Origin of the sequence: Eubacterium sp. ER2, from assembly GCF_000765215.1 — a bacterium.
Classification (GTDB): domain Bacteria; phylum Bacillota; class Clostridia; order Lachnospirales; family Lachnospiraceae; genus Claveliimonas; species Claveliimonas intestinigallinarum.
In genome coordinates, this window is sequence record NZ_JPJE01000002.1 from 79552 (window position 1) to 104614 (window position 25063).

Here is a 25063-nt window from a genome sequence, read left to right on the forward strand (position 1 = left end):
AATAAGGTTTTTTTGTTTATTTTTACAATTCTTCATCCTTCGCCCAGTGGTAGGAGTAGCGGACCGCCTTGTTCCAGCCCCTTATTTTCTTCACTCTCTCCTCCTCCGGGATTTGGGGTGTAAAAATCTGATCACTGGCCCAATTCCGCAGCACTTCCTCCTTATTTTTCCAGTATCCGACAGCAAGACCGGCCAGGTAGGCAGCTCCCATGGCTGTGGTCTCCACGCATTTCGGCCGGTTCACAGGCGCGTTGCTGATGTCCGCCTGGGACTGCATCAGAAAATCGTTGGCGCTGGCTCCTCCGTCCACCTTCAGGGAGCTCAGGGTCAGCCCTGCGTCCGCCTCCATGGCTCTGAGCACGTCATTGACCTGGTAGGCCAGTGACTCCAAGGTAGCCCGGATGATGTGGTATTTGTTCACTCCGCGGGTGATGCCCACGATGGTTCCTCTCGCATAGGGATCCCAGTGGGGCGCGCCCAGGCCGGTGAAGGCAGGCACCACGTAGCAGCCGTTTGTGTCCGGCACTTTGTTTGCCATGTACTCGGAATCCTCGGAGGAGTCAATCAGGCGCATTTCATCCCGGAGCCATTGAATGGCGGCTCCCGCCACGAAAATGGATCCCTCCAGGGCATAGCTTACCTTTCCGTCCAGACCCCAGGCAATGGTGGTGAGAAGGCCGTTGTCGGAGAAAACCGGCTTCTCACCCGTATTCATGAGAAGAAAACAGCCTGTGCCGTAGGTATTCTTTGCCTCCCCGGGCTGAAAGCAGGTCTGCCCGAAGAGAGCTGACTGCTGATCTCCCGCCGCCCCGCTGATGGGGATGCTGCCGCCGAAGTAGGAGGGATCGCTCTCCCCGTAAATGCAGCTGGAGGGCTTCACCTCCGGCAGCATGGAGGCCGGAATGTCCAGAAGCTTCAGTATATCCTCGTCCCACTGAAGGGTGTTGATGTTAAAAAGCATAGTCCGGGAAGCGTTGGAGTAGTCCGTCACATGGACCTTTCCCTTTGTCAGCTTCCAGATCAGCCACGTCTCCACCGTCCCGAAGAGCAGCTCACCCTTCTTCGCCCTCTCTCTGGCCCCCTCCACATGGTCCAGGATCCACTTGATCTTGGTTGCTGAAAAGTAGGCGTCTATCTTGAGTCCTGTCTTCTGCCTTATCATATCCTCCAGCCCGTCCGCCATCAGCTTATCGCAGAAGCCCGCTGTCCTTCGGCACTGCCAAACGATGGCGTGACAGATGGGCTCCCCTGTCTTCTTATCCCATACGATGACTGTCTCCCGCTGGTTGGTGATCCCGATCGTCGCAATATCCGCCGCCTCGGCCCCGATCTTGGTCATGGCCTCCACCGCCACTCCAAGCTGGGTGGACCAGATTTCATCCGCGTCATGCTCCACCCAGCCCGGCTTCGGAAAATACTGAGTGAACTCCTTTTGCGCCACACTGCGTATATTTCCCCGGCGGTCAAATAAAATGCAACGGTTGCTGGTGGTACCGGCGTCCAGCGCCATCACAAACTGTTTCATAATTGTCCTCCTTTATTCTATGGAATTATCTGCCTGCTTTCTGGCCAGATATCGGCGGGTATAGGGGCACACGGCAAAGCATTTGCCGCACAGATCTGCCTCTATTCCGGTCCGCCGGCGCATGATCTCCACCTGCTTGCGGTAACAGGCCTCTCTGTCAAACAGCTCTTTTCTCTCCATACCGGCTCGCCACAGCGTCCCCTTCAGAGCCTGAGCCGGACAGCTGTCCACGCAGACCCGGCAGTCCCCGCACCGGGAGACAGTGACCGGCCTGGCACAGGGAAGAGGCGCGTCTGTGAGAAGGGAGGACAGGCGGATGGCGGAGCCGTACTGCTCTGTCACCAGAATACAGCTCTTTCCAATCCATCCAAGCCCGGCCCTTGTGGCCACTGTCTTGTGGGGAAGGGGCGTTCTCCACTCCTCGTCCTGGCTGACCCTGTCCGTAGTCTGGGCCCAGGCCTGGAACCCCTTTCCCCTCAGGAAAGCCTCCCCGGCGAGCACGATCTCATTGAGCTTCCGGTTCATGGCATGGTAAGTCTCATAATATTCCTTCGTGGGGCCCTCCAGAAGCTGCCGGATGATTGGATCCGGGACCGGCAGGGCCACGGCAACGCCCACTGAATACGCCTGTCCTCTCAGATCGCCGCAGCCTGCCAGAGCCGCCCCTGCGCTCTCCAGCAGGCCCTTAAGCTCCTCCCATAGCAGTCTCCCGTAACCGGCACCTGCTTTCTCCGGCGTAAGCTCCTCTCTCCTGTCTCTGTCCCCGCACATCTTCTCGCTCATCCTTTTTATCCCTCTCTTTGCATCTGTTTTCTCACATCAGGACCTTAAAGCTTTTTTCTTCCTCTTCTACAGGGATATCCTTCCCGTCGACCCAGTCAATCTCAATAAAGCTGTCGTGGTTCAGTCCCTGCAGAAGCTTGTCCACGAGCTGGGGGCGCCCCTGGATCTCCAGCGTCACTGTGCCGTCCATCTCGTTTCTCACCCATCCTGTCAGCCCCATGGATTTTGCCAGGTATTTTGCCTTGTAGCGGAAGCCTACGCCCTGCACCCTCCCGCGAAAATTCAATCTCCTTCTGACTTCAGCCATGTCTTCCTCCTGTCACTTGTTTTTGTATATTGTTATTATTGTAAATCCTTTTCCCTGGACTGACAAGTGGTTTGGCAGCGCAAGGCAGAGCAAAACAGCTTGCAGCTCCTTATATCCGCATCATTTCCGACATGACACAGGCCCCGGCCGCCCCGCAGGAGAGCACCTCCTCCACCTGGCCCTGGCCTGTATGGATACCGCCGATGGCCCAGACAGGCGCCGGCGACAGTCTGCAGATTTCTTTTAGATAGGAAAGCCCCCGGGGCGGCAGCCCCTTCTTGCAGTCTGTGCTGTAAATATGTCCGGCCGTCAGACAGGTAGCTCCCAGACGCAGAGCCTCCCCCGCCTCAGCCGCGGAGTGAACGGAAGTGCCCACATGCACAAAGGACTCCAGAAGTCCCTGCTCTCTGTAGGCGCGCAGCAAAGGCAGAGGCAGATGGATGGCCTTCACCCCTGCTCTCAGCGCGGCTTCCGGGTAGGTGTGGTAAACGCAGGGCACCTGATAGGCTCTGCACACTTCCAGCACCTGTCCAGCCAGGAGGGTGTAGTCCCTCTCCGCCAGATCCTTCTCCCGCAGGATCACAGCCGCCGGGTGCAGCCTGCACACCCGCTCGATCTGCTCAAGGAAGGGCCTGGCGGCCAGGTGGCGGTTTGTCACAGCCGCCACCCGGGACATAATATTTTCTCCGCCCTCTTCCCTGTGTGTCCTACACATAGATGTACTCCGCCATCACAGGCTGCAGATGATTGGCCTCCAGTGCGTGGTAAACCTCGTCCACAGAGCGGCCGTCTGAAATCTCGAACTGCTCGTCTCCCTTGTCCGCCACTTCCTCGCCGTGCTCCCCTATGCCGGTGCTGACTCCCGCGGAGATCTTGGTGGCAGCGATCTGCACCAGGTTGTCCCGCACTCTGGCGCACTCCCGGCTGGAGATGGTGATGCTGGCAAAGGGCATGAAGAGCCGGTAGGCGCACACCACCTGGAGGAGCTGGGCTTCGTGGACGTCCATGGGATTGATCCTGTCATTGTTGATGATAGGCCGAAGCCTGGGGCAGGAAAAGGCAATCTCCCCGTGGGGATATTTCTTCTGCAGCAGCCAGGCGTGCATGCCTGTGGCGAACGCGTCCTTTCGGAAATCATCCAGTCCTAAGAGCGCCGCAAATCCCACGCCCCTCATGCCGCCCATGAGAGCTCTCTGCTGCGCATTGAACCGGTAGGGGAAAATCCTCTTGTGCCCGGCCAGATGGAGAGTCTCGTACTTATCTGAATTGTAGGTCTCCTGGAAGACCGTCACATAGTCCGCCCCGCATTTTTGCAGATAGGCGTACTCGTCTGAGTTCATGGGGTAGACCTCCAGGCCGATGACCCGGAAATATTTCCTGGCAATCTGACAGGCCCTTCCGATGTACTCCACCGTGGACTTCTTTCTGCTCTCCCCTGTCAGGATCAGGATCTCCTGAAGTCCGGTCTTTGCGATGGCCGCAAACTCCCGCTCGATCTCCGCCTCGTCAAGCTGCGCCCTCTTGATACGGTTGTGGCAGTTAAAGCCGCAGTAAATACAGTAATTTTCACAGTAGTTTGCAATGTAGGCCGGGGTGAACATGGCGACGGAATTGCCGAAATGCTTCCTCGTCTCCGCCTGGGCTGCCTGGGCTATCTCCTCAAGGAGCGGCATGGCCGCCGGGGAGAGGAGGGCCTTGAAATCCTCCAGGGACCGGTTGTCCCTTGCCAGTGCCCTTCGCACGTCAGCCTCCGTGTAGCTGTCATAGTCGTATCCTTTCACCTCGGAGATGACCTTGTCCATCACCTCCGAGCCAATGTCCTCCATGTCCGGCAGGTAGGTCATATGGTCGATCCGGTTCTTCCTCTGGTGCTCCCGGATCTCATCGCTTAAAATGCTTTCATTTACATGGTTTTCTGCGCTCATTTTCGCAAGCCTCCTTCTGCGTCCAATGTTAATCTCTCAGATACCCGGTAAGGGGTGACGAAGCGCTTCCTCCTTTTGCACGGACGCTTCCCATCCCCGCGAGGTAAGCGGCGCGGCCCGCCTCCACGGCCAGCTTCATGGCTCCGGCCATGGCCGCAATGTCTCCCGATGTGGCGATGGCAGTGTTGGCCATAACGGCGGCAGCCCCCATCTCCATGGCCTCGCATGCCTGGGAGGGCTTCCCGATCCCGGCGTCCACAATGATGGGAAGATCGATCTCATCGATAAGGATCTGGATAAATTCCTTGGTGCACAGTCCCTTGTTGGACCCGATGGGCGCCCCCAGAGGCATGATGCAGGCAGCACCCGCGTCCGCCATGTCCCTTGCCATATTCAGATCCGGATACATGTAGGGCATCACGGTAAACCCTTCCTTTGCCAGGATTTCCGTGGCTTTGACCGTCTCGTAGTTGTCCGGGAGGAGGTATTTGCTGTCCCGCATGATCTCGATCTTGATAAGATCGCTTCCGCAGACCTCCCTGGCCAGCCGTGCGATGCGCACCGCCTCCTGGGCATTTCTGGCTCCCGACGTGTTGGGCAGGATAGAGACGCCCTCCGGTATGTAATCCAGGATGTTGGCAAGTCCTCCCTCGTTTGCCCGCCGCAGGGCCATCGTGACGATCTGAGCCCCCGCGTGCTCCACTGCCGCCTGGATCAACTCCAGGGAATACTTGCCTGACCCCAGGATGAACCTGGAGGTAAATGTATGGTCTCCCAGCTTCCACGTATCCTTTTTGATTTCTGTATTTGTCTCCATTTTTTCTCCTTTCTGCCGCCGGAACAGGCGGCGCCTTTCTCTTCAGTTCTGTCTTCTTTTCTTCTGTTTCTCCTACTATAGTCTGCCAGGGGCGTGATCTACCTCTCTCCCAGTATAAGCCGCAGCACCATATTGGCCTGGTGCGCCGCGCAGAGAGCCACCCTGGGAGCCATAAGGCCCCGCCCTGCCTCCGCCTCGGTCTTTTCATCCCCGCACAGATAAAAATGGGAGGTGACCCGTCTTGTGCGAATCTCATTGCTGTCCCCATATCCGGCCATACCGCTGGCGGCCACCAGATATTTCTCCGGGAAATGCTCCAGCACCTCCCCCGCAAGCATGGCCTTATTCTCCGCAATATCAAAGGCCTCGCAGATATAGGCGTCATCCCGCAGCAGCTCTGCCGCGTTTTCCTCTGTCACACGCAGGCAGTCGGTCCGCAGCTCAAGCCACGGATTGATACGCAGCAGATTTTCCCGGAGGGCCTCGGTCTTGTACATGCCCACCTGGTCTGCAAAATACTGCTGCCTGTTCAGGTTGGTCACATCCACCCGGTCAAAATCAATGAGATGGAGATGCCCCACTCCGATTCTGGCCAGGCTGACCGCTATGTTGGATCCCAGACCCCCAAGTCCAGCCACGGCCACCCGGGCCGCGCGGATCCGGGCCTGAACCTCCTCCGTGTGACGGTCAATGAGCGCCTGAGAGATCTCCTCCTCTGTGATCCTGATGTCCCTCATCTTCTCTAGCCTCCTCCCACAAAGCTCACGACCTCCAGTGTATCTCCGTCATCGATAAGACAGCTCTCATGCTCTCTTTTTGGTACGATGGCTCCGTTTTTTTCCACGGCCACCCGGTCCGACCGGTAGCCCTTCTCTTCCAGAAATGCGCTGACAGAAAGAGAAGACGAAAATATCTCTTCCTGCCCGTTTATGCGCGCTGTGATCATAAAGCTCTCCTCCTTTCTCCCTAAGCAGGCCGCTGCGCCGGAACCGAAGCGGGATATTGCTCCGAGATTCCCCGGGCTATTCCCGGCTATTTCCAGGATATTCCCCGAGATTTCCCAAGAAAAAAGGTTCACGAAAGAATACACCCGCGGTGGTGCACCCCTTCGTGAACCGTCTTAATCCATTTCCTGTTCACTCACATAGTCCTGCTGTATTTTGTTGTCTGTAAATCTCCTGACCTTTCTGCCAGACAAAGCGGGGCAGGTCCGCCCCTTTTTGCCGAAAGGATTTCTCTATAGAATAAGAAAAGGGAAATGGCATCATGCCATTTCCCGCAGTCTCTCATCTTTCTCCCTACGTTGGCATTATCCAAATCAGGTTCCCGGGTCGAAGTTCACAACTTCCTCTCAGCCTGTCTACAAGCTCCCCATATGCAATTTACATGTTCCAATATACTCATTTTCCCGTGAAAAGTCAATAGCCTTTCTTCCTCTACTCGGCTTCTATGGCCTCGTAGCCCTCAGGGATAGTAATGCCCAGCTCCTCGCAGATCGTGGGATTGTACTTTTTCGTCACCTGGGCTGCTGTCTCTACGTCCATGGTGGAGATGTCAGCGCCCTCCTCCAGGATCTTGTAGGCCATCTCGCCCGTCTGGTATCCCAGGTCGTAGTAGCTGATGGAAAGAGTAGCCACGCCGCAGCCGCTGCAGATGCCCTCCTCCCCCGCGATCACCGGAACCTTGGCAGGAAGACAGATGTTATTGATGATCTGGGTATTGGACGCCATAGTGTTGTCCGTGGGGATGTAGATGGCATCACAGTCCTCCACCGCATTTTGAGTCACAGACTGAATCTCGTTGGAGTCTGCCGCTGTGTACTCCTTGTAGGAAATGCCGTCCGCCTCCAGCTCTGCCTCAAAAAGCTCTGCCTGGTATTTGGAGTTGGATTCGGAGGAGCAGTACAGAATTCCCACTGTCTGGGCGTCCGGCACAAGCTCCAGGAGCATGTCCTCCTGCTCCTCGATAGGCGCCAGGTCGCTGGTTCCTGAAATATTCACTCCCGTGGCTCCTGTCCAGTCATCGATGCCCAGCGCACTGCCGTAATCAGTAACGGAAGTTCCCAGGATCGGGATGTCTGACGTCGCCTGGGCTGCTGTCTGGAGAGGCAGGGTAGCGTTGGCAAGAATTAAATCTACATCAGAAGAAACAAAATTATTAACGATGGTGGAGCACATAGTCTGCTCTCCCTGTGCGTTCTGCACGTCAAACTCTACATTGTCCTCGCCAAACAGCTCCCGGCAGGCATCCTGAAACCCTTCCGTGGCCGCATCCAGAGCCGCATGCTCCATCTGCTGGCAGATTCCTATAGTATATGTACCGCTTCCGCCTGCGTCATCTCCGCTGCTTCCAGAGCTGTCTCCTGAGCTGCTTCCGCAGGCTGCAAGTGCGGCTGTCATGACTGCTGTCAGTAAGATTGCTGTTACCTTTTTTAACTTCATGTCCTTTTCCTCCTGTCGCTTTATCGCTTAAAACTTCTACACTTTATAGTGCTAAAGTATTTATGAAATAAATTATACAGAGATACGCAGAAAAGTCAAGCCCTTTTTTATTTTCTTTTCACACGTCCTCTGTATACCCCTTTGCTCCACATGGCAGCGCCGCAAGCTGCACCTCAGCCACAAACCAGTCTTCCTCCATACGGGCGGCGATATCTCCCTCCATCCTGCGGGCCAGCTCTCTGGCAATGGAGAGGCCCAGCCCCGTGGAGGTCCGGCTCCTTGCCTCATCTGCCTTGTAGAACCTGTCAAACACATGCTCTGTATCAATCTTGTCCGGACAGGACACCTGGTTGGCAAAGGTCATGACAGCCCTGTCCCCCTGCCTCTTGAGCGCAATGCGGATCTTCTTCTCGCCGTGGTCCATCCCGTTCTTAATGAGATTCTGGATGACCCGCCTGAGGGCACGGGGGTCTGCCTCCACACAGATTTCCTCCTCAGGAATGGAAAACTCCGGTCTGATCCCAAGCGCCAGCCATTCCTCGTAGTAGGAAAACAGCGTCTCCTTCAGGATCCGGTTCAGCCGGCAGGCTGTCCTCTCTATTTCATAGCGCCCGCCCTGGAGTTTCGTGTAAGTGAACAGCTCCTCCAGCATCTCCTTCAGACTGCCGATCCTCTCCTGGATGATGCGGATATACCGTTCCTGCTCCTCCGGGTCTCTGGTCTCCCGGAGGAGCTGAAAATACCCGTCCAGGGAGGTGAGAGGCGTGCGGATATCGTGGGACAGGTCCGTGTAGATGCGGGCAATCTCTCCCTCCTTTTCCATGTACTCTCTATGTTCACTTTTCATCTCCAGCAATAGTTCATTGAGCTCTTCTGCCAGCTCGCCCACCCCGCCGGCCCGGATCTGGGTCGTGATGAGCATATTGCTGTCGTGCTCCCGCAGGAACGCAATCTGGCGGCAGATGTCTTTCATCTGCCGCTGGTATTTCCACAGCACTGCCGCCAGGATCACGATACCTGTTATAAGGATAATAGTCAGCATCCTGTCTCTCTCCTTCTGTAAATGCTCCTCCTGTTGACTTCTCCTGTCCCCTACACATCCCTCTTCTGGAACACAAGAGCCCCCAGGCCTGCCGACAGGACAAGGAACAGGGCCGCTGTCAGCAGCGCTCCTGTCACGTCTGACGCGGAGGGCGCCAGGGGGAGCATGGCAATCTTTCCCGTGATGGTGTGGGAGATAATGTCAACATCTCCAGCCCCCATCCTGCGCAGCAGTGTCTCCGCCCCGCCGTACAGGATGATAGCCAGGTTCTGGCAGAGCAGCACCCCCAGCACCATGCTCAGCACGCTGCTCCGTATGATCACTGTAAGGGCACACAGGACCACCATAAAGGTACAGTGCAGCGCTGTCTGCGCTCCCAGATAAGGGAGGAACTCGCCCGGGTCACCCCAGGCCAAAGCTCCAAAAAGCAAGGCATCAGAAATCGCCTCAATGGCCACGAAAAAGAGGATGGTAAACACTGTGTACACCATCACAGCCACCGCCTTGGCCGCCACAAGGGCCGCCCGGCTCCTCACCTGTCCCGCTGTGTTCTTCACATAGCCGCTGCTCATGTCCGCCCCGGAAAACAAAATCGTGAATATAGCAATAAAAAGAGCTATAAATCGCCCCTGTATATTTGCCGCAAACAGGTCAAACACAGTCACCTGCTCTCCAGGTGTGGTGGGGAGAGTGACAGTCATACCCAGATTGGGCGTCTCCTCCCCGCTCTCATCCGGCGAGGAGGGACTCACCTGCACCATATCCACCGATGCCTCGGCCGCCTTCCTTGTGTCTGCCCGATACTCATCCCGGCTCATGATATTAGTAAAAAGCACGCACCCCGTCAGCACGATGAGGATCACATAGGCGCTCCTTGTGTGGAGCATCCGGTATGTTTCCATTTTTATCATATTAAGCATTTGCCCCGCCTCCTGTCAGTTTTAAGAAATAGGTCTCCAGCTCCTCGTTTGTGACAGAGATGCCCCGCACAGGGATTCCTGCCTTTGCGAAGGCCATGTTGAGCGCCGCGCTCTCCTCCAGCCTCTCAAAAATATAGATGTGCTCCCTGTCTGCCACCTGGTATCGTTTTATTCCCAGGCGGTCCATCACCGGAACAGCCCGCTCCGGGTCATCCAGTGTGACCTCCAGCCTCTCGCTGCATTTTTCCATCAGCTCTTCGTTCGTCAACTCCTGGAGAAGAGTCCCGTTGTGGATGATCCCGTAGTCTGTGGCTATCTTGGAGAGCTCCTCCAGGATATGGCTGGAAATGAGGATCGTCATATTCCTTTCCCTGTTCAGCTTCAGCACCGTATCCCGCACCTCCGCGATCCCCTGTGGGTCCAGGCCGTTGATGGGCTCGTCGAGGACCAGCAGGTCCGGCTCTCCCACCAGGGCCAGGGCGATGCCCAGCCTCTGCTTCATGCCCAGGGAGTACCTCTTCACCGGCTTCTTGCCCACGCCCCCAAGGCCCACGATATCCAGAAGCTCCTCCTCGTATCCCCTCTTGTACACGCCAAGGAGCATGCTCTTCATTTTCAGGTTGTCTCTGGCAGACATGCTTCCATAGAGGCCCGGCCCCTCGATAAGGCAGCCCACCCTGGAGCGTATCCGGCTCAGCTCGCGGCCCCTGCACCCGAACAGCTCGATCTCTCCCGCCGTGGGGGAGGCCAGACCGCTGATCATCCGCAGGGTAGTGGTCTTGCCCGCTCCGTTCCTGCCGATAAAACCGTATATCGCCCCCTTCTTTATATGCATGCTCACCTGGTCTACTGCCCTGTGCCTGCCGTACTGTTTTGTCAATGCCATTGTCTGCAGCAGCAGCTCACTCATATGTCTCACTCCTTTTCTCTCGATCTGTCTTACATTCTAAGGACCTTTCCTTAATCCTTCGCAAATAAAATCTAAAGAAAAGGTAAAGCTTACCGGGGCATACGGTAGCCGATACCCCATATAGTCTCAATGTACTCCTCCTGCGTCTCCTTCTTTATCTTCCTGCGGATATTGCTGATGTGCACATCCAGCGTCTTGGTCTCCCCCATGTAGGGCTCCTCCCAGGCGTACTCAAAGATCTCCTCCTTGCTGTAGACCCGCCCCGGGTGGGACAGGAGGAGTTCCAGGATGCCAAACTCCTGGCGTGTAAACCGGGGCAGCTCTCTTCCCCTCACAAAGACCTTAAAGGTCTCCTTGTCCAGGGTCATCTTCCTGTGGCTCAGAGTGTCCCCGGCAGCCTCGGCTGTCCCCCGCCTGCGCAGCTGCACCTCGATCCTTGCCAGCACCTCCCGTATCTCAAAGGGCTTTGTCACATAGTCGTCCGCCCCGCTCTTTAAGAGGTCCACCTTGTCGTCCAGCCGGTCCTTCGCAGTCAGCACAATGACCGGGATATCCCTCTTTCTGCGTATCTCCTCCAGCACCCTCTCCCCGGACATGCCCGGCAGCATCAGGTCCAGGAGGACCAGGTCAAAGGGCTCCATGTCCAGGCGCAAAAGCGCCTCAGTGCCGGAGTAGGCCTGGCTGCAGGTGTAACTGCCCTTCTCCAGGGCCTCCCTTAAAAGATTGTTGATATTTGTGTCATCGTCTATGATCAGTATGTGGTCCACCTTGCCCTGTCTCTCCTTTTCTTCCTGTTCCTCTTAGGAAGGAGATACCCAGTTTTTCCATCTCCTCCCTAAGCTTTCCGTACCGGCTTCTGCTGACCGGGACGGATGTCCCTCCCTCTAACTTCGCCTCGTAAGTCTGACCGAAACGGCTGGCGCCTACTGCCCGTATATTGGCAAGGGGCACCAGGAAGGACTGATGGCAGCGAAAGAAATGGTAGTCTAGGAAGATCCGCTCCAGCTCCTCCAGCGTGTGGGAGGTCTGCCAGGTCCCTCCGTCCTTCCTGTGGATCTGCACCTTCCGTTTCTCTTTGCATATGTAGAGGATCTGATCTGGCTCCAGGAACAGATAGTCTGCCCCGCTCCTGACAGCAATCTTCTCTTTTCTCGGCACACCTGCCTTTTTCCGCACCTTCTCAAAGGTCCGCTCCATCCGCCGGATATCCACTGGCTTAGTGAGGAAATCCACCGGCTCATACTCGTAGCTCTCCAAGGCAAAATCCGCGTGCCCGGTGAGGAATACATAGGGCAGACCCGGATGCCTATCTTCAATGTAAGCCGCCAGGGAAAAGCCGTCCCCGCCAGGCATTTCTATATCCAGAAAGGCCAGCCGGACCGGCTCCGTATCCAGAATCTGCCTGGCCGCCTTGGCGTCCTCGGCAAAGAGGATCTGGGACGGCTTTGCAAAATGCTCTAAGGCGGCGATGGAGTCCTGCGCCGCCACAGGCTGGTCGTCCACCAGAAGTATCTTTCCCTCAAACATCACGATGCCTCCTTCACAAGTCTAAGCGGGATCTTTGCCACGAAATGGATGACCTGGCCCTCCATGCGGGAGTACACCACGCCCCCGTACCTGGCCGCCAGGGCCTGGATGGAGGCGATGCCGATGCCCTCGTGCCCGCTCTTGGAGGAGGCGCCTGCCTGGTAGGATGCCATGGGGTCCCCCTGCCGCGTCTTGTTGGCCACATTGATGATGCAGAACTCGCCCCTTTTTAGGATCGTCAGATGGATGCCAAAGGATTGGTCCGGCAGCCGCTCCGTCTCGTCCAGGGCATTCTGCAGAAGGTTGCCGATGATCTTGTTTGTCTCATAGACATTGGTGGCGATCTGGGACAGGTCGTTCTCCACCGTGATCTCCAGGCGGATGCCCTCCTGCTGGGCCCGGCTCTGGAAGGAGAGGATGAGGGCGCTGACCGCGGCGTCTTTTAGGGGCAGCAACCGGTTCATGGCCACCGAATCCTGCAAAAGCTCCTCCAGATACTTCTCGCAGGCCTCGTAGTCCTTCCTGAGGAGCAGGCCGTGGAGAGTCTGCACATGGAAATTGTAGTCGTGCCTCTGGGAGCGGACCACGCTCATGTAGGTCTGCATGTCATCCCGGTACTGTTTCTCCGTGCGCAGGGACTCCCTCTCCCTGCTGGCTGCCACCACCAGGCAGAAAAGCCGCAGGCCTCCGAAGAAGGCGAAAAGGGCGAGGGCTGCCGTGGGCAGAGAGCATTTTCCCAGGACGGGGAGCGACAGGCACAGGCCAAAGGCTGCAAAGAGCAGCGCACGCCTCCCCGGCCTGTCCCCATCCTGCGTCCCCTCCTTACAGAAGTACTGCTGCCATCCCTCCTCCGGGAACTCCCGGGACAAATAAGCCAGGCCTGCGCAGACACCCAGGACGGACATCAGCGCCAGCATCGTCCGGAAGAAAGGGGAGAGGTAAGAAATCCCAAGGAGCGCTCCCGACACCACCCGCAGCATGCCAAAGCAGCCGCAGGCGAGAGACACGGCTGCCAGGATATCGACCAGGGATTTCTCCTGCTCCGCCCCATGGCGCAGCAGCACCGCCATGTAGGAGACCAGAAAGAGAAGGCAGGCCCCGCTGCCCAGACGGATCCCTGCGTCCAGGCACCAGGCCAGCCCGCAGACAGCTCCGCCTATAAAAGAAAGTACCAGGCTGCGCCGTACTCTCTCCCTCTCCCAGCGCAGAGCCGCAAAGCATGACACGGCTCCGCCCAGTCCAAGAAGTGCGTAATCGGCAAACAGCATGGTACCTCCTCCTTCTTCTGTGATCGTTTCCTCAAATATGTTTTAGTATAGCATCCCCTCTGCTACTTTTCAATCTTTTCATCGTGGTAGAGGAGCTCTGCCAACTCCCTGTGGATCCGCTCTGTGTCCATGCCCCCCACGGACTGGTGGACCACCTGCCCGTTGTGGAAATAGCGGAAGGCCGGGATGCCCATGATCTTGTATCTCCTGGCCAGTTTCCGGTACACAGACGTGTTCACCTGGATGAAGCGGATGAACGCCATATCGTCCGCCACCTCCCGGTAGTAGGGAGCCGTGCCGACGCAGGCCCCGCAGTTGTCCCCGTAGAAATCCACCATCACGTACTCTGCGCCTTGTACCAGCTGGTCAAAATTTTCCTCTGTCGCTTCTATCACTGCCATCTTCTTACACCTCCAGATATGTATTGGCCTCTCTCATCAGCATATGGAATGTGTGCTCCTGGAGCTTCACACTCTTAAATATCTCAAAATCCGCCTGTTTCTTAAGCTCCTCCACATCTTCCTTTCTCTCTGCCGCCATCTGCCGGACCATCTCTTCCATGTCCTCCTCTGTGACAGAAAAGCCATCCTTCTCACAGAAATAGCAGTAGATGACATTGGGAAGGTAGTATTTCTCCTGCTCCTGTTCCATGACCTTCATAGTCTCCTCCTCTGTGAGGGATATGCCGTCCGGCTGTTTCTTCGGGTCCACACCTGCCGCCTCCAGGGCGTCGTAGCGGGTCTTGGCCTGGTGATGGCACCAGGCCGCCTTCTCTGCCTCGTCCACATCGAAGGTGCTCTCCCTTAGGATCGCCTCCAGCCAGAACTGGCAGATGCGGATGCTGGCCTTGTCCCGGTACGCCTGGTCGTGCTTTTCGTGGTACCAGCGCCGGTAGTCCTCCACGGTCTCCACGCCTGGCAGTCCCAAAAGGCCCACCAGCGTATCGCCCACTGTGAGGGTGCGCTTCTCCACTACCTTTTCCACCTTGAGCACAAGGGTCCTTGCTTTCAGCTGGCAGGAGAAGGTCTCCCCTTGTCTTTTGCCCAGCACAGCCTGCTCTGCCTCCTGGGCCCCCGGCAGGCTGCGGCCTGGATAGAGGAGCACCGTGCGCCCCTCCCAGTTTCCTTTTTCATCCTTCAGACAGGTGCACTGCACGCTGTGCCCGTCCTTCACAGGCCCCTCCATCTGCTGTTCGCTGGAGTGGTCCCTGGCCAGGGCCTCAAGCTCTTCGTCGATCTGGCTCTCCGGGAAACGCCATTTCTTTAACTCCTCCGGCACCGCAAGCTGCCGGTAGTCATAACACTGTGTCAACTTTGATCTCATCTTGTATCCTTTCCTTTCTGCTGTTCGCCTTCCGTCTGTCTATATTATTTCCCCGCCTCTGCCGCCTGGTGGGCAAAGGTCCGGTAGTAGTCGTTTGTCCGCAGCAGCTCCTCTGGCGTGCCGCAGGCCTCAATCTGGCCGTCGCACAGGACGATCACCTGGTCCGCGAACACAGTGGCGGAATAGTTGTGGGCGATGAGGATGGTGGTGCGGCCCTTCATCAGGTTGCTTAGGGCTTCTGTCACCGTCTTTTCGCTCTTCACATCCAGGTTGCTGGTAGCCTCGTCAAGGAGCAGGTAATCCGGGTTGCGCATCATGGCCCTGGCGATGGCAATGCACTGCTGCTGGCCGCCGGAGAAGTTGGAGCCTCCCGGCCCCACCTGGGCGTCAAACTGTCCCGGCGTGTCCATGACAAAGTCATAGACATTGGCCATCTTCGCCACGTGGATGAGTTCTTCTTCCGTCACCTTCCGCTCCACGCCGTAGAGGATATTGTCCCGCACAGTGCCAGATAGGAGAGGCTTATCCTGAGACACGATGGCAAAGCTCTTGCGCCAGGCGGACAGCTTAAAGTCCCTGACATCCCGGTCCCCAAAGAGGATAGTCCCCTCTGTGGGATCGTACATCCGCTCCAGCAGCTTAAAGAGGGTCGTCTTGCCGGCGCCGTTGGTCCCTACGATGGCCGTGACCTTCCCCTTTGGTATAGAGCAGCTTAGATCCCGCAGCACTTTGGCGCTCTGGTAGGAGAAGTCCACGTGGTCCAGGACAATGTCCTCGTCCGCCACGTCCATCTCGCAGCCCTCCTCCTTCTCGTCAGGCACATCTAAGACCTGCCCGATCTTCTTCATGATACCCGCGTTCTGGGAGAAAGTCCCCACGCTGGTGCACAAGGTAGCAAGCCGGGTCACCGCCAGGCCGCACAGGGTGTAGAAACCGATCAGCTTGCCCACGGTCAGGTCGCCGGAGGCGATCATGCGGCTTCCAAGCACAAAGGAGATGACGATGTTGAGGCATCCCATGACCTCCATGCCGGCAAGCTGGATCATGGATGTGTAGCTTAGGAGGATGTCCGCCTTGCACTGTCTTCCAAAAAGTCCCCTTGCCTTTTTCTGCTCCTCTCCCTCCGTGCAGAAGGATTTCATAAGGCGGATGCTGCGCACGTGCTCTGCCAGGTACCCCATGACAGAGGCCAGCCTTGTCCTGGCGGCAGCTCCCGCCGTGTAGGTCAGCCTTCCGTAGAGCCAGGTGATAAACACCATGACCGGGATCACCAGCAGACTGGCAAGGGCCATCTGGAACTGGAAACTGAACAGCTTCTGGTAGGCCACAATGCCTGCGTACACAGCAGTGAAAATGTCGATCAGCAGCTGGAAATAGTTTCCCGCACTCTCCGCGTCCGTAGTCACACGGGTCACCAGCTCGTTCACATTGTCTGAGTCATAATAGCTGGTGGGCAGGCGCATCATCTTGTTCCACATCCGCAGCCTCACCGCCAGGTTGATCTTCTGCAGGAGCAGTCCGGTCAGGTAGGTAAAAGCGATGGTGATGCCCCCTGTAATGAGCTGGAACTCGATATAGCGGATCAGCTCGTCTGTCTTGATGGAGTTCTGGGTCCCGTCGATGATGGAGGCCGTGATCGTGATGGCCTCCACCTCCACATGGGACTTGATCATGGAGATGACAAGCACCAGGAGGATGAGGAACCAGGGCAGCCGGATGCCCTTAAATATCTTTGTGTAGTCTTTGATCTGTCTTAGCATTGCGCCGCCTCCTTCTCTGCCTGACAGGCTGCGATCAGCTCCATGAAAGCCCCGCACTTCCCATACAGGTCATTGTAGCTCCCGCACCCGGCCAGTACGCCTCTGTCCAGGACAATGATCTGGTCCACCCGCCTGATAAGAGACAGGTCGTGAGTGACGATGATCTTCGTCTGATCTGGAAATGTATCAAAGATCGTATCCTGTACCATCCTGGCCGCCGCAGCGTCCAGAGCTGAGGTGGGCTCATCAAACAGGAGCACGTCTGCGCCCCGCATGAACTCCCTGGTGAGCACCAGCTTTTGCCTCTGTCCGCCGGACATAGAAGTGCCGCCTGGGGCCACCGGCGTGTCAAGGCCTGCGTCCCATTTCTCCAGGATTTCCGCAAAGCCCGTCTTGCGGGCTGCCTCCCAGATCTCCTCATCCGGCACCTCCCGGTGGAGCCCGTAGGTGAGAGCCTCCCGCACGGTGCCGCTGAAGACATCCGCCCCCTGCTGCACATAGCCCATACGCCCCCGCAGCGCCTGAAGCGGGATGTCCGCCACCGGCACTCCGCCTAAGGACACGGTCCCTTCCTGGGGCTCATAGAAGTGCTCCAGCAGACTCAGGGAGGTGGTCTTGCCGCTGCCGCACAGGCCGATAACTGCCGCGGAGCTGCCCTCCGGGATAGTGAAGGACACGTCCCTTAGGGCCTCCTTGTCCCCGTAGGAGAAGGAGACATGGTCAAAACGCACCTCGGTGCCAGCGCTTTTTCCTTCCCCCTGCCCTTCTTTTTCTTCCTCCTCAGGGGCGCGCAAAAGCTCCGCCGTGCGGGCCATGGCTCCCTGCACGCTTTTAAGCTTCATCCAATAGTCGATCAGATTGCTGAAGGAAGTGGAGAGCGTGCCGGAAAACATATAGAAAGCCACCCACTGCTGGATGTCAATGTCCCCTCTTTTCAGGAGCACTACGCCGAACACCATGACCACCATCACCTGGGCCATGCCAAGGAGGGTGGTGAGGGCTGTGATCACACAGTTCAGCTTATTGACCTTCATGTTGGCGTCAAAAAGCCCGTAAGAGGTCTTCTCCCCGTTTTTCAGCTCCCGTTCTTCGTTGGTGTAAGTCTTGATGAGCATCAGGTTGCGCACCCTCTCCGCCAGGTACGCGGTCAGGCTGCCGATCTCCTTAAACACGCCGAACTGGGTCCTGTACTGCCATCTTCCCACAAAGACTGCGTAAATAAGCTTCAGAGGAAGGAGGAGAAAGACCGACACCATCAGCCACACATTGTAGGAGGAGATGGTCTGCAGGGCTGCCGCCACATAGTAGATCGTGGGGAGAAAGCCCACCAGGAACTCCACCAGATACTCTGTCGCCGTCGTAGCGTCGTTTGTCATAGTGCTCATCAGATCCGAAGGATTGTGTCCGTCATAGTAATCCATGCGGATGCGGAGCATCTTCTTCCAGATCACCCTCCTTATATTCCTGGCCGCCACATGCCTGGCGGGCGAGCGCAGGGCCACATCCCCGCAGAGCACCAGGGTGAACAGCACATAGAACCAGACCGCGTCCACCAGAGCCTGGCTGTCCGTGCTGCCGCTCATCAGGCCTGCTGTCACCGTGGGAAGGTCCAGCATGACCCTGTTGTACAGGAAATTGCACAGGAAGGCAATGATGATCCAGTGCCACGGCAGGCGCATCTTCCGGATCACATGGAAGAAATCCTTCCAGTTTCCCCCGCCCTTGTGTCCCTCTTTTTTAACTTTACTCACTGTCGTATCTCCTTTCAGATCCCGTATATGAAAAGACGGCAGACAGAACATTCTTTTTTCTGCCCGCCGTCCGGAAGGTGCCTAATAATCTGTCAGTCCGTAAGAATTCTTCATCATCTCCGCATAGTCCTCCACTGTGTCACCGGACATAGCCCCCTGGGATGACAGGGTAATGATGGTCGCCTGGAGTGTGTCGCCGTCCATCACCGAGTAGAGTACATTGCCCTCCTGCGTCACCTGCTGCCCCTGGGAGGTGTAGAACTGGGCCAGCGCCTGGGCGGACGCCTCGTCCGGCGTCACGTAGTAGTCGTATTCCGCCGCGCCCTCCCCGTCCTTGGCGTAGATGATCTGGTATACATTCGTAGCGGTATAGCCAAAGTTCTTCATATCTGACAGAAGCTTGCAGCTCTCATCCCCCTTCAGCACAAAGCGCTGGTCAAAGTCCAGATCCTGGGGGTCTGTGTAAGTATAGGTGTCCGTCATGGCAAGGCTGAAATCCTTGTCCACCGTTGTCTCCTGCCCCGCGTCTCCCGCGTCAGAGCTCCCTTTGTCTTTGCCGGCGCCGCAGGCTGTGGCCGCCAGGCCAAGGGTGAGACAGAGCAGGACTGTGATCAGTTTCTTCTTCATCTTGTTTCCTCTCCTTCCTTATATTCCTCAAGCTGTTCTATCTGCTTCATCCATCCTGTGTATCCCTGCAAGGAGGCCTCAAAGGCCGGCTGTCCGACCGGCAGGGCGCTGATGCGCTCCGCCAGCTTTTCCGGCTTCATCCTCTGGCAGAAGATATGATCTCCCGCCACGATACACCGGTACTGGGCCACCGCCTGGCCATCCTTCGCGTAAAGGATCTCGTACACCTGAGTCACTGCTATCTGGCCCTGGCCTGCCGCCTGGGCCGCCAGAGCGCTCCGGGCGTCTCCCCAATACACAAGCCGCGTGTCAAAATCAAGATCCTGGGGATCTGCAAAACAGACACCCTCCCCCACAGTAAGCTCCTGGGGACCTGCCGGGCTGCCAGCTCTCAGACGGTCCGCCGCGTCGTCAAAGTCCGCATCGTTCCACTGTGCCGTGCTGCCGACCGTCAGTGCTGTCCCGCCGGACTCTCCGGCCATCCCGCCGTCTGCCGCCGTCTCACTTCCGGCCCCGGACGCCGCTCCTTCATCTCCTGTCCCGTCAGTCCCTGCCGGCATACTGCCTGCCGTGGAGGGATCAAATGTCCCTGCCTGTGATAAGCTGTCTTCTGCCTGCCCTGCTTCGCTCCGGCCATCTGCCTGCTGACCATCTGCCGCCTGAGCCGCATTTCCGGCTGCTGCCGGGTCAAATCCCTCCTGCTGCCCGGTCTCGCCTGCGACGGTCCCTGCGTCTGCCGGGTCAAAGGCCTCCGCCTCCCTGGCGGTCCGGTCTACGCTCTCTGCCGACAGATCCGCCTCCGGGTCCAGCACGCCCGTCACGGGGATCACCGGCGTGGGCTCCGTCTCCGCCCACTGCGCGGCTCCCGTATCCAGCAGTCCCTCCGCCTCGTAGAGCAGGCGGTTCATATCTGCCTGAGGCAGGCAGATGTAGGTAAGCGCTTTTCCGTCTGCCGTCACCTCGGTCATGCCCAGCTTCATCAAAAATCCTTCTATGTAGGCCCGGGGCGTTGCCTCTGCGATCTGTCCGTACTGTGCATACATATCAATCGTGTCCTGCAGATCCGTCCCGATCACCAGCACCGCATCTGTCCCCGGCATTGCCACCGCATACAGGCCCGCGTCCACGAACTGCCCTGCCAGAACTCCGGCTTCCTCTGCACTCGGCATGACGTAAATCTTGATTTCGTAAAGCGCACGGCTGTCCTGTTCGTAGATGACCTCATAGAATGCATTGGCTCCCTGCTGAGCCGCAAATCCGTTTGTCTCATCTCCATACAGTACATATCGTCTGTCATACTCTGGACCCGGCAGCACCTGCGCCTCATCGTACGTGTAGCTGTCGCTCACTTTCACGCTGAACGCCTCATCCGGCGTGGTGCCTGTCAGTCCGCCAGATGGCTCCTCCGGCTCCTCTGCCGGGTTGGGATTGCGGAAATACTGATAGCCCTCATTCTTGTAAAGAGCCGCCATATATGCCTCCGGGGTCGCCTCGTCCGCATAGCCCATCTGCACGTACATCTCCATCATGCTCTCGATCATGGCAAGATCCATATCGATGCAGGCCACTCTGCCTGTGACTTCGACTTCTCCCATGCCGCCGTACATGCTCTCGATCTGGGCCGCGTCATCTGCACTGGCCGCATCGTAGCACCGGTACACGGCCGCCAGTTTTCCGTCTTTCAAGTAATAGATCTCATAGACCCCTTTAACCTGACTTCCGATCTGGCCTGCTGCCGAGACCGCCCCGCTGTCCTCTCCGCCGTAGAGCACATACCTTGTATCATACTCCAGTCCTTTTGGATCTTCAAAGGTATATTTGTCTGTGATCTCCACAGGGAAGGAATTGTCCGCCGTCGCCAGAGCTTCCTCCAGCTTGTCGGTAAGCTGCTCATCCGTCACGGCCACGCTCGTCTCCCCGGAGGGATCGGGTGTATCCGGGTCGTCCGGTTTATCTGGCTGGTCAGGTTCTTCCGGGCCTGACGGGGTGTCCCCTCCCGGCGTATTTCCTCCCGGCGTATTACCACCCGGTGTAGTTCCCCCTGGCGTGGAGCCGCCCGGCGTACTTCCGCCGCCTCCACCGCCACTGCCGCCGCTGCCGTTTCCGGAGGATGCAGGCGGCTGGTACTCGCTCATGCCGCCAAAGTAGAACTGCATGCCAAGGTAAGCTGCCGGAGTCTCGGACTTGATAACGCCCTGATCGTAATATGTCCGGATCGAAGTCTGCACGTAGTCTCCTGATGAGTACACATACACGACATCCCCCCAGCGTCCGGCGCTCTGTCCGCCTCCATTATATACTCCCGCATAGGCCGAAGCCATCCTCTGTGCCTCCGCCTCGCTACTCATGACGTAACAGACATATTCGCCTGCCGCCTGGCCCCCCTTCGCATAGAGGACCACATACGCTTCTTTGCAGCTATACCCCTGCGCATTCGCTCTTTTGGCCGGGATGCAGTCGGAGCCTCCATGGAGCACGTACCTGGTGTCAAAGCTGAGCCCGGACGGATCCGAGAACGTACAAAGATCACTCATCTTGATGGGGTAGCTGTTGCTGGCGCTGGTGCCTCCCACCTGTGCGCCCCCGTTGTCCACATAGCCTGTCTGCTGTACAGCTCCGTCTGTTCCGGAGGCCCCGCCGGCTCCCGACGCGCCGTCGGCTCCGTCTTTATCCTGATTTCCTGCGCTCCCAGCGTCCACGTCATCTCCCTTGATCTTGTCCGCCAGGTCGGCCAGGGGCGAGTCCTCCAGGAGCTCTTCTATCCCGCCGTTCTTAGAGATCAGGTAAGCGCCTGTCCCCACGCCGCAGGCCAGGGCGGCCACAGCGACACCTGCAATGACCTTTGTCCTGGTCTTCATTTTTTTCTTCTGTCCTTCCGGCTGTTTCTCTTGTCCGTCCTGTACCTGGACCTTTTCCTCATTTTCCACTTCTGCCACTCTCCTTAGACGACTGTATCTTGCGTATTGCTCATATTCCTTCTGAAATAATTTTAACAATCTTAACACGTCTCTGTTTTTCCGCACAATACGACATGTCTATTCGGATGTTTTTGTTGTCTGTTCGGCAGTTTTACAGGTCCCTTCTGCAGGATAAGGCCCCGTCTGCCGCCTCCAGGATCTCCTGGCCGCCTACGATGCACGAGCCTCCTTTTTCACAGATCTCATCCAGGATACGGCTGACCTTCTCTAAATCCTCTTTGGTCGTACAAAGGATCTGCCTGCGGTCCCTTTGGCGCATCTGCCCTGTCACCTGCTCCATGTAATCTTCCGCTGCCTGCATGCCTTTCTGCCTTGCTGTAAGAAGAGGCTCTGTGGCCGCGATGGTGCTGATGATATAGGAGGTCAGCTCCTGCCCGCTGGCGCACAGTTCCCGAAGGGAGGCCCCGGCCTTGTCAAAGACGGCCAGGGAGGCGGCGGCAGAAGGATCTCGGAAACTGGTAAAGGCCACGTCCCCGCCAGGCGTGATGGCAAGCCGGGTGCCGTAGGCTCCCCCTTTGACCCGGACGGTGTTCCACAGATACCCGTAGGACAGGATGCGGGCTGCCACTGCCATAGCTCCGCTGTACCTGGCCCCGCACTGGGCCAGATGTCCTCCCTTGCCGGCAAAGCCCACCGGGGCCGGGACAAGGATACCTTCTTTCCTCGCCGGCTTTTCCCAAGACCAGGAGACCGCCTCTTTCGGGGCCCGTCCCTCTGGCAGGAAGGAGGCCAGACCGGGAAGCTCCTCTCTTGGCATCTGTCCTGTGACAGAAAGGACGGCGCGCCTTCTCACGAAGAGCCGTCTGCACAGTTCTTTCAGCCTGCCTGCCAGCTCCGCGCCTCTCTCCTCAAACTGGCTGTCCATCTCCCGCAGCCAGTCCAGCATACTGACGCCCCGCAGCGCCTCCCTGGCCCCGCCTTTCGCCGAGCACCCGGCGGCGATGCGCAGGGAGGCATAGCTGTCACCGTGCATGAGGACGTGCTGTTCCAGCGACAGCTTGAGCTGGCGCAGACGGCCTCTTAGGTAGGCAAGATCACCAAAATCCGTGTCCAGCAGCACTTCCCTTGTCAGTTCCTTTGCCTCCTCCAGCTTTTCCTCCAGGGCTGACACATGGACGGCAAAGCAGGGCTTACACGTTGCCGTCTCCCCTCTTGGCGCGAACACCTCCACACTGGTCTGAAAACGCCCCAGCTCTCCTTCCAGAGACGCCGCAAGCTCCAGGACGGAAAAACGCGCCGTCCTGGTCTGCCCCAGCAGGGTCTGCAGGAAGGAAAGAAGGTGCAGCTCCTCCTCTGTCAGGTCCCCGGCCAGGAAGTACCAGACAAGATGGGCGATGCCTTCTGTCTCCAGAGGATGACAAAGGACCTTGACCCCCGCCTCCTCTGTCACCTGCTGGGGGATGTCCGGCGTCTCTTCCTCTATATCCGCAAGGGACAGCACCGGAAGCGCGGCCAGGTCCTGGGGGCGGTCCGGCCTATTCTGGAAGGCCCTAAGGGCTGCCAGCTTCTGGATGACCTGCTCCCTCTCCTGGCTGCTCCAGCTCTCTTTTATCCTGCGGAAACGCTCTGCCTCCTCCTTTCTCTTCCTCTCTCCCAGCTCCCTGGAGGGGAAAAGCACCACCTGGGCACAGTGTGGGTTCTCCAGGAAATTCTCCCGGATAAACTGCTCAAAATATCCGTCTTCTATTCCTTCCCGCAGGCGCAAGAAGGCGTCCCCCAGGCAGAGATTCTGGGCCGGATCCCCTCCGTAGAGGCAGCTCTCCAGCATTTTCATGCAGTTGAAAAGCCCCTGGGGAAAGCCTCCTGTCTCCTTCTCCCGATAGCGGAACTCCATCCGGCTGATGACCGCCTCCAGCCTTCTGTGGTCCAGCCCCTGGGCGGCCAGCTGCTCCAGCACTGTGCGCACGGTATCCCAGATCTCCTGCTCCTTCTCTTTGGCGGCATGTCTTACCACCAGGACGGCAAAGGGCTGCTGGACGCCGTCCACCTTGGAAAATTCCACATTCTCAGCCAGCCCTCTCTCCAGCAGCGCCTTCTTAAGAGGCGCCTCGTCAGAGCCGCAGAGCATCTCGCATAAGGTCTGGCAGGCTAAGTCCTTTGCCGGCTCATCAAACCGCCCGTAGACCCATCCCTTTGCCAGGATCGTCTTCCTTTCCACGTCCTCCTCCCCGGCCTCATAGGGAATACGTACCTCCCCTGGGTGTACCGGGCTCTGGAAGGGAATCGGATGATCCTTTTGCTGGGGTCCAAAGCCGGACAGCACCTGCCCGATCTTCTCCAGCACCGGCCCGATCTCCATCTCCCCGTCCAAAAGGAACCACGCGCCTGACGGGTGATAGTATTCATGGTACTGTGCCTTGTATTCCTCGTAGGTGAGCGCCGGGATACAGGCAGGGTCCCCGCCGGACTGGAACTGATAGCAGTTGTCCGGGAAAAGGGCCCGGTTCAGGGCGCTGTCGATCAGCATGTCCGGCGACGCGTACATCCCCTTCATCTCATTGTACACCACGCCGTTGCAGGAGAGCTCCCCCTCCTGGCCGTCCAGCTCATAATGCCATCCCTCCTGGCGGAAGATTTCTTCCTTTTCCAGGCAGAGCGGATGCAGCACAGCGTCCAGATACACGTCCATCAGGTTGAGGAAATCCTTCTGGTTGCGGCTGCTTACCGGATACATGGTCTTATCCGGGAAGGTAAAGGCATTCATAAAGGTCTGCAGGGAACTTTTGATCATCTCTACAAACGGCTTGCTCACCGGATATTTCCGGGAACCGCACAAAAGCGAGTGCTCCAGTATGTGGAAGACGCCTGTATCGTCCGATGGCAGTGTCTTGAATGCCGCCGCAAATGTCTTGTTCTCCTCCCTGCGTTCCAGCCACAGGAGCCGGGCGCCATTTTTTGCAAAGTGCATCTGCCAGAGGACTGCCCCCATCTGCGGCAGCTTTCTTCTTCTATCTATGACAAAGCCGCAGGACGCAGCCGCCTGCTCTGTCTTCTGTCTTTTCAGATCCATCCTTTTTCTCCTTACTGTGCCATTGTCTTTTTTCAATCTTCTCTCTATTGTCCAGATGCCGGGAACATCTGTCTGCAAAGATAACCGATTTCCAGAGGGGTGATATGTCTCCTTGCAGCGCTTTAGTCCCGGCATCTATCTGCATAAAA

General features: G+C 57.6%; 22 protein-coding genes and 1 riboswitch. All 22 genes read right to left on the reverse strand.

All coding sequences use genetic code 11. The annotated features are described in order from the left end of the window. Positions 1-22: 22 nt before the first annotated feature. Positions 23-1525 (reverse strand): glycerol kinase GlpK, encoded by a 1503-nt coding sequence (glpK, locus tag NI21_RS0100680; RefSeq protein WP_033124314.1) that lies wholly within the window; start codon positions 1523-1525, stop codon positions 23-25. 12 nt (positions 1526-1537) lie between these two features. Then, complete coding sequence (locus NI21_RS0100685) at positions 1538-2308, reverse strand: 4Fe-4S double cluster binding domain-containing protein (RefSeq protein WP_242842787.1); 771 nt, start codon at positions 2306-2308, stop codon at positions 1538-1540. Positions 2309-2339: 31 nt separating this feature from the next. Further along, on the reverse strand, positions 2340-2615 hold the full coding sequence (locus NI21_RS0100690) for an acylphosphatase (RefSeq protein ID WP_033124315.1): 276 nt from the start codon (positions 2613-2615) through the stop codon (positions 2340-2342). A gap of 109 nt (positions 2616-2724) precedes the next feature. Then, positions 2725-3330: a thiamine phosphate synthase gene (locus NI21_RS0100695; protein ID WP_033124316.1), complete on the reverse strand. Its 606-nt coding sequence runs from the start codon at positions 3328-3330 to the stop codon at positions 2725-2727. Beyond that, on the reverse strand, positions 3323-4459 hold the full coding sequence (gene thiH / locus NI21_RS0100700; RefSeq protein ID WP_347562486.1) for a 2-iminoacetate synthase ThiH: 1137 nt from the start codon (positions 4457-4459) through the stop codon (positions 3323-3325). The genes NI21_RS0100695 and thiH overlap by 8 nt, the downstream gene beginning before the upstream one ends. A 109-nt stretch (positions 4460-4568) precedes the next feature. Continuing rightward, complete coding sequence (locus tag NI21_RS0100705) at positions 4569-5339, reverse strand: thiazole synthase (protein ID WP_347562485.1); 771 nt, start codon at positions 5337-5339, stop codon at positions 4569-4571. A 116-nt stretch (positions 5340-5455) separates the two neighbouring features. Then, complete coding sequence (thiF, locus tag NI21_RS0100710; RefSeq protein WP_033124319.1) at positions 5456-6094, reverse strand: sulfur carrier protein ThiS adenylyltransferase ThiF; 639 nt, start codon at positions 6092-6094, stop codon at positions 5456-5458. Positions 6095-6099: 5 nt separating this feature from the next. Beyond that, the gene (thiS, locus tag NI21_RS0100715; RefSeq protein WP_033124320.1) at positions 6100-6303 is read right to left on the reverse strand and encodes a sulfur carrier protein ThiS; all 204 of its coding nucleotides are present in this window, start codon (positions 6301-6303) and stop codon (positions 6100-6102) included. 331 nt (positions 6304-6634) lie between these two features. Then, a riboswitch (TPP riboswitch) is annotated at positions 6635-6741 on the reverse strand. A 52-nt stretch (positions 6742-6793) separates the two neighbouring features. Beyond that, complete coding sequence (locus tag NI21_RS0100720; protein WP_033124321.1) at positions 6794-7798, reverse strand: ABC transporter substrate-binding protein; 1005 nt, start codon at positions 7796-7798, stop codon at positions 6794-6796. Between the two features lie 118 nt (positions 7799-7916). Further along, complete coding sequence (locus NI21_RS0100725; protein ID WP_052083737.1) at positions 7917-8840, reverse strand: sensor histidine kinase KdpD; 924 nt, start codon at positions 8838-8840, stop codon at positions 7917-7919. Positions 8841-8890: 50 nt separating this feature from the next. Continuing rightward, entirely contained in the window at positions 8891-9760 is an 870-nt protein-coding gene (locus NI21_RS0100730) for an ABC transporter permease (RefSeq protein ID WP_033124322.1), read from the reverse strand. Beyond that, a complete protein-coding gene (locus NI21_RS0100735) occupies positions 9753-10670 on the reverse strand; it encodes an ABC transporter ATP-binding protein (protein ID WP_052083738.1) in 918 nt (305 codons plus the stop codon). Before NI21_RS0100735 ends, NI21_RS0100730 begins: the two co-directional genes overlap by 8 nt. 89 nt (positions 10671-10759) lie before the next feature. Then, positions 10760-11437 carry a response regulator transcription factor gene (locus tag NI21_RS0100740; protein WP_033124324.1) on the reverse strand — a complete coding sequence of 226 codons (678 nt, stop codon included), beginning with the start codon at positions 11435-11437 and terminating at the stop codon, positions 10760-10762. Further along, a complete protein-coding gene (locus tag NI21_RS0100745) occupies positions 11409-12197 on the reverse strand; it encodes a LytTR family DNA-binding domain-containing protein (protein WP_033124325.1) in 789 nt (262 codons plus the stop codon). The genes NI21_RS0100740 and NI21_RS0100745 overlap by 29 nt, the downstream gene beginning before the upstream one ends. Further along, entirely contained in the window at positions 12197-13465 is a 1269-nt protein-coding gene (locus tag NI21_RS0100750) for a sensor histidine kinase (protein ID WP_033124326.1), read from the reverse strand. The genes NI21_RS0100745 and NI21_RS0100750 overlap by 1 nt, the downstream gene beginning before the upstream one ends. A gap of 62 nt (positions 13466-13527) precedes the next feature. Further along, positions 13528-13866 carry a co-chaperone YbbN gene (locus NI21_RS0100755; RefSeq protein WP_052083739.1) on the reverse strand — a complete coding sequence of 113 codons (339 nt, stop codon included), beginning with the start codon at positions 13864-13866 and terminating at the stop codon, positions 13528-13530. Positions 13867-13870: 4 nt separating this feature from the next. After that, positions 13871-14788 (reverse strand): hypothetical protein, encoded by a 918-nt coding sequence (locus NI21_RS0100760; protein WP_033124327.1) that lies wholly within the window; start codon positions 14786-14788, stop codon positions 13871-13873. Positions 14789-14832: 44 nt separating this feature from the next. Further along, positions 14833-16548 (reverse strand): ABC transporter ATP-binding protein, encoded by a 1716-nt coding sequence (locus NI21_RS0100765; protein WP_033124328.1) that lies wholly within the window; start codon positions 16546-16548, stop codon positions 14833-14835. Then, on the reverse strand, positions 16542-18299 hold the full coding sequence (locus NI21_RS0100770) for an ABC transporter ATP-binding protein (RefSeq protein ID WP_033124329.1): 1758 nt from the start codon (positions 18297-18299) through the stop codon (positions 16542-16544). The genes NI21_RS0100765 and NI21_RS0100770 overlap by 7 nt, the downstream gene beginning before the upstream one ends. 81 nt (positions 18300-18380) lie before the next feature. Continuing rightward, a complete protein-coding gene (locus NI21_RS0100775) occupies positions 18381-18926 on the reverse strand; it encodes a hypothetical protein (RefSeq protein WP_033124330.1) in 546 nt (181 codons plus the stop codon). Continuing rightward, complete coding sequence (locus NI21_RS0100780) at positions 18923-21853, reverse strand: hypothetical protein (protein WP_033124331.1); 2931 nt, start codon at positions 21851-21853, stop codon at positions 18923-18925. The genes NI21_RS0100775 and NI21_RS0100780 overlap by 4 nt, the downstream gene beginning before the upstream one ends. Before the next feature lie 142 nt (positions 21854-21995). Further along, complete coding sequence (locus NI21_RS0100785) at positions 21996-24914, reverse strand: insulinase family protein (RefSeq protein ID WP_197052596.1); 2919 nt, start codon at positions 24912-24914, stop codon at positions 21996-21998. Between the last annotated feature and the right edge of the window lie 149 nt (positions 24915-25063).

Excerpts from the sequence above, each read along its gene's own strand:
- glpK (WP_033124314.1), bottom strand. The coding sequence starts at position 1,525 with ATGAAACAGTTTGTGATGGCGCTGGACGCCGGTACCACCAGCAACCGT.
- NI21_RS0100685 (WP_242842787.1), bottom strand. The coding sequence starts at position 2,308 with ATGAGCGAGAAGATGTGCGGGGACAGAGACAGGAGAGAGGAGCTTACG.
- NI21_RS0100690 (WP_033124315.1), bottom strand. The coding sequence starts at position 2,615 with ATGGCTGAAGTCAGAAGGAGATTGAATTTTCGCGGGAGGGTGCAGGGC.
- NI21_RS0100695 (WP_033124316.1), bottom strand. The coding sequence starts at position 3,330 with ATGTGTAGGACACACAGGGAAGAGGGCGGAGAAAATATTATGTCCCGG.
- thiH (WP_347562486.1), bottom strand. The coding sequence starts at position 4,459 with ATGACCTACCTGCCGGACATGGAGGACATTGGCTCGGAGGTGATGGAC.
- thiF (WP_033124319.1), bottom strand. The coding sequence starts at position 6,094 with ATGAGGGACATCAGGATCACAGAGGAGGAGATCTCTCAGGCGCTCATT.
- thiS (WP_033124320.1), bottom strand. The coding sequence starts at position 6,303 with ATGATCACAGCGCGCATAAACGGGCAGGAAGAGATATTTTCGTCTTCT.
- NI21_RS0100720 (WP_033124321.1), bottom strand. The coding sequence starts at position 7,798 with ATGAAGTTAAAAAAGGTAACAGCAATCTTACTGACAGCAGTCATGACA.
- NI21_RS0100725 (WP_052083737.1), bottom strand. The coding sequence starts at position 8,840 with ATGCTGACTATTATCCTTATAACAGGTATCGTGATCCTGGCGGCAGTG.
- NI21_RS0100730 (WP_033124322.1), bottom strand. The coding sequence starts at position 9,760 with ATGCTTAATATGATAAAAATGGAAACATACCGGATGCTCCACACAAGG.
- NI21_RS0100735 (WP_052083738.1), bottom strand. The coding sequence starts at position 10,670 with ATGAGTGAGCTGCTGCTGCAGACAATGGCATTGACAAAACAGTACGGC.
- NI21_RS0100745 (WP_033124325.1), bottom strand. The coding sequence starts at position 12,197 with ATGTTTGAGGGAAAGATACTTCTGGTGGACGACCAGCCTGTGGCGGCG.
- NI21_RS0100750 (WP_033124326.1), bottom strand. The coding sequence starts at position 13,465 with ATGCTGTTTGCCGATTACGCACTTCTTGGACTGGGCGGAGCCGTGTCA.
- NI21_RS0100755 (WP_052083739.1), bottom strand. The coding sequence starts at position 13,866 with ATGGCAGTGATAGAAGCGACAGAGGAAAATTTTGACCAGCTGGTACAA.
- NI21_RS0100760 (WP_033124327.1), bottom strand. The coding sequence starts at position 14,788 with ATGAGATCAAAGTTGACACAGTGTTATGACTACCGGCAGCTTGCGGTG.
- NI21_RS0100765 (WP_033124328.1), bottom strand. The coding sequence starts at position 16,548 with ATGCTAAGACAGATCAAAGACTACACAAAGATATTTAAGGGCATCCGG.
- NI21_RS0100775 (WP_033124330.1), bottom strand. The coding sequence starts at position 18,926 with ATGAAGAAGAAACTGATCACAGTCCTGCTCTGTCTCACCCTTGGCCTG.
- NI21_RS0100785 (WP_197052596.1), bottom strand. The coding sequence starts at position 24,914 with ATGGATCTGAAAAGACAGAAGACAGAGCAGGCGGCTGCGTCCTGCGGC.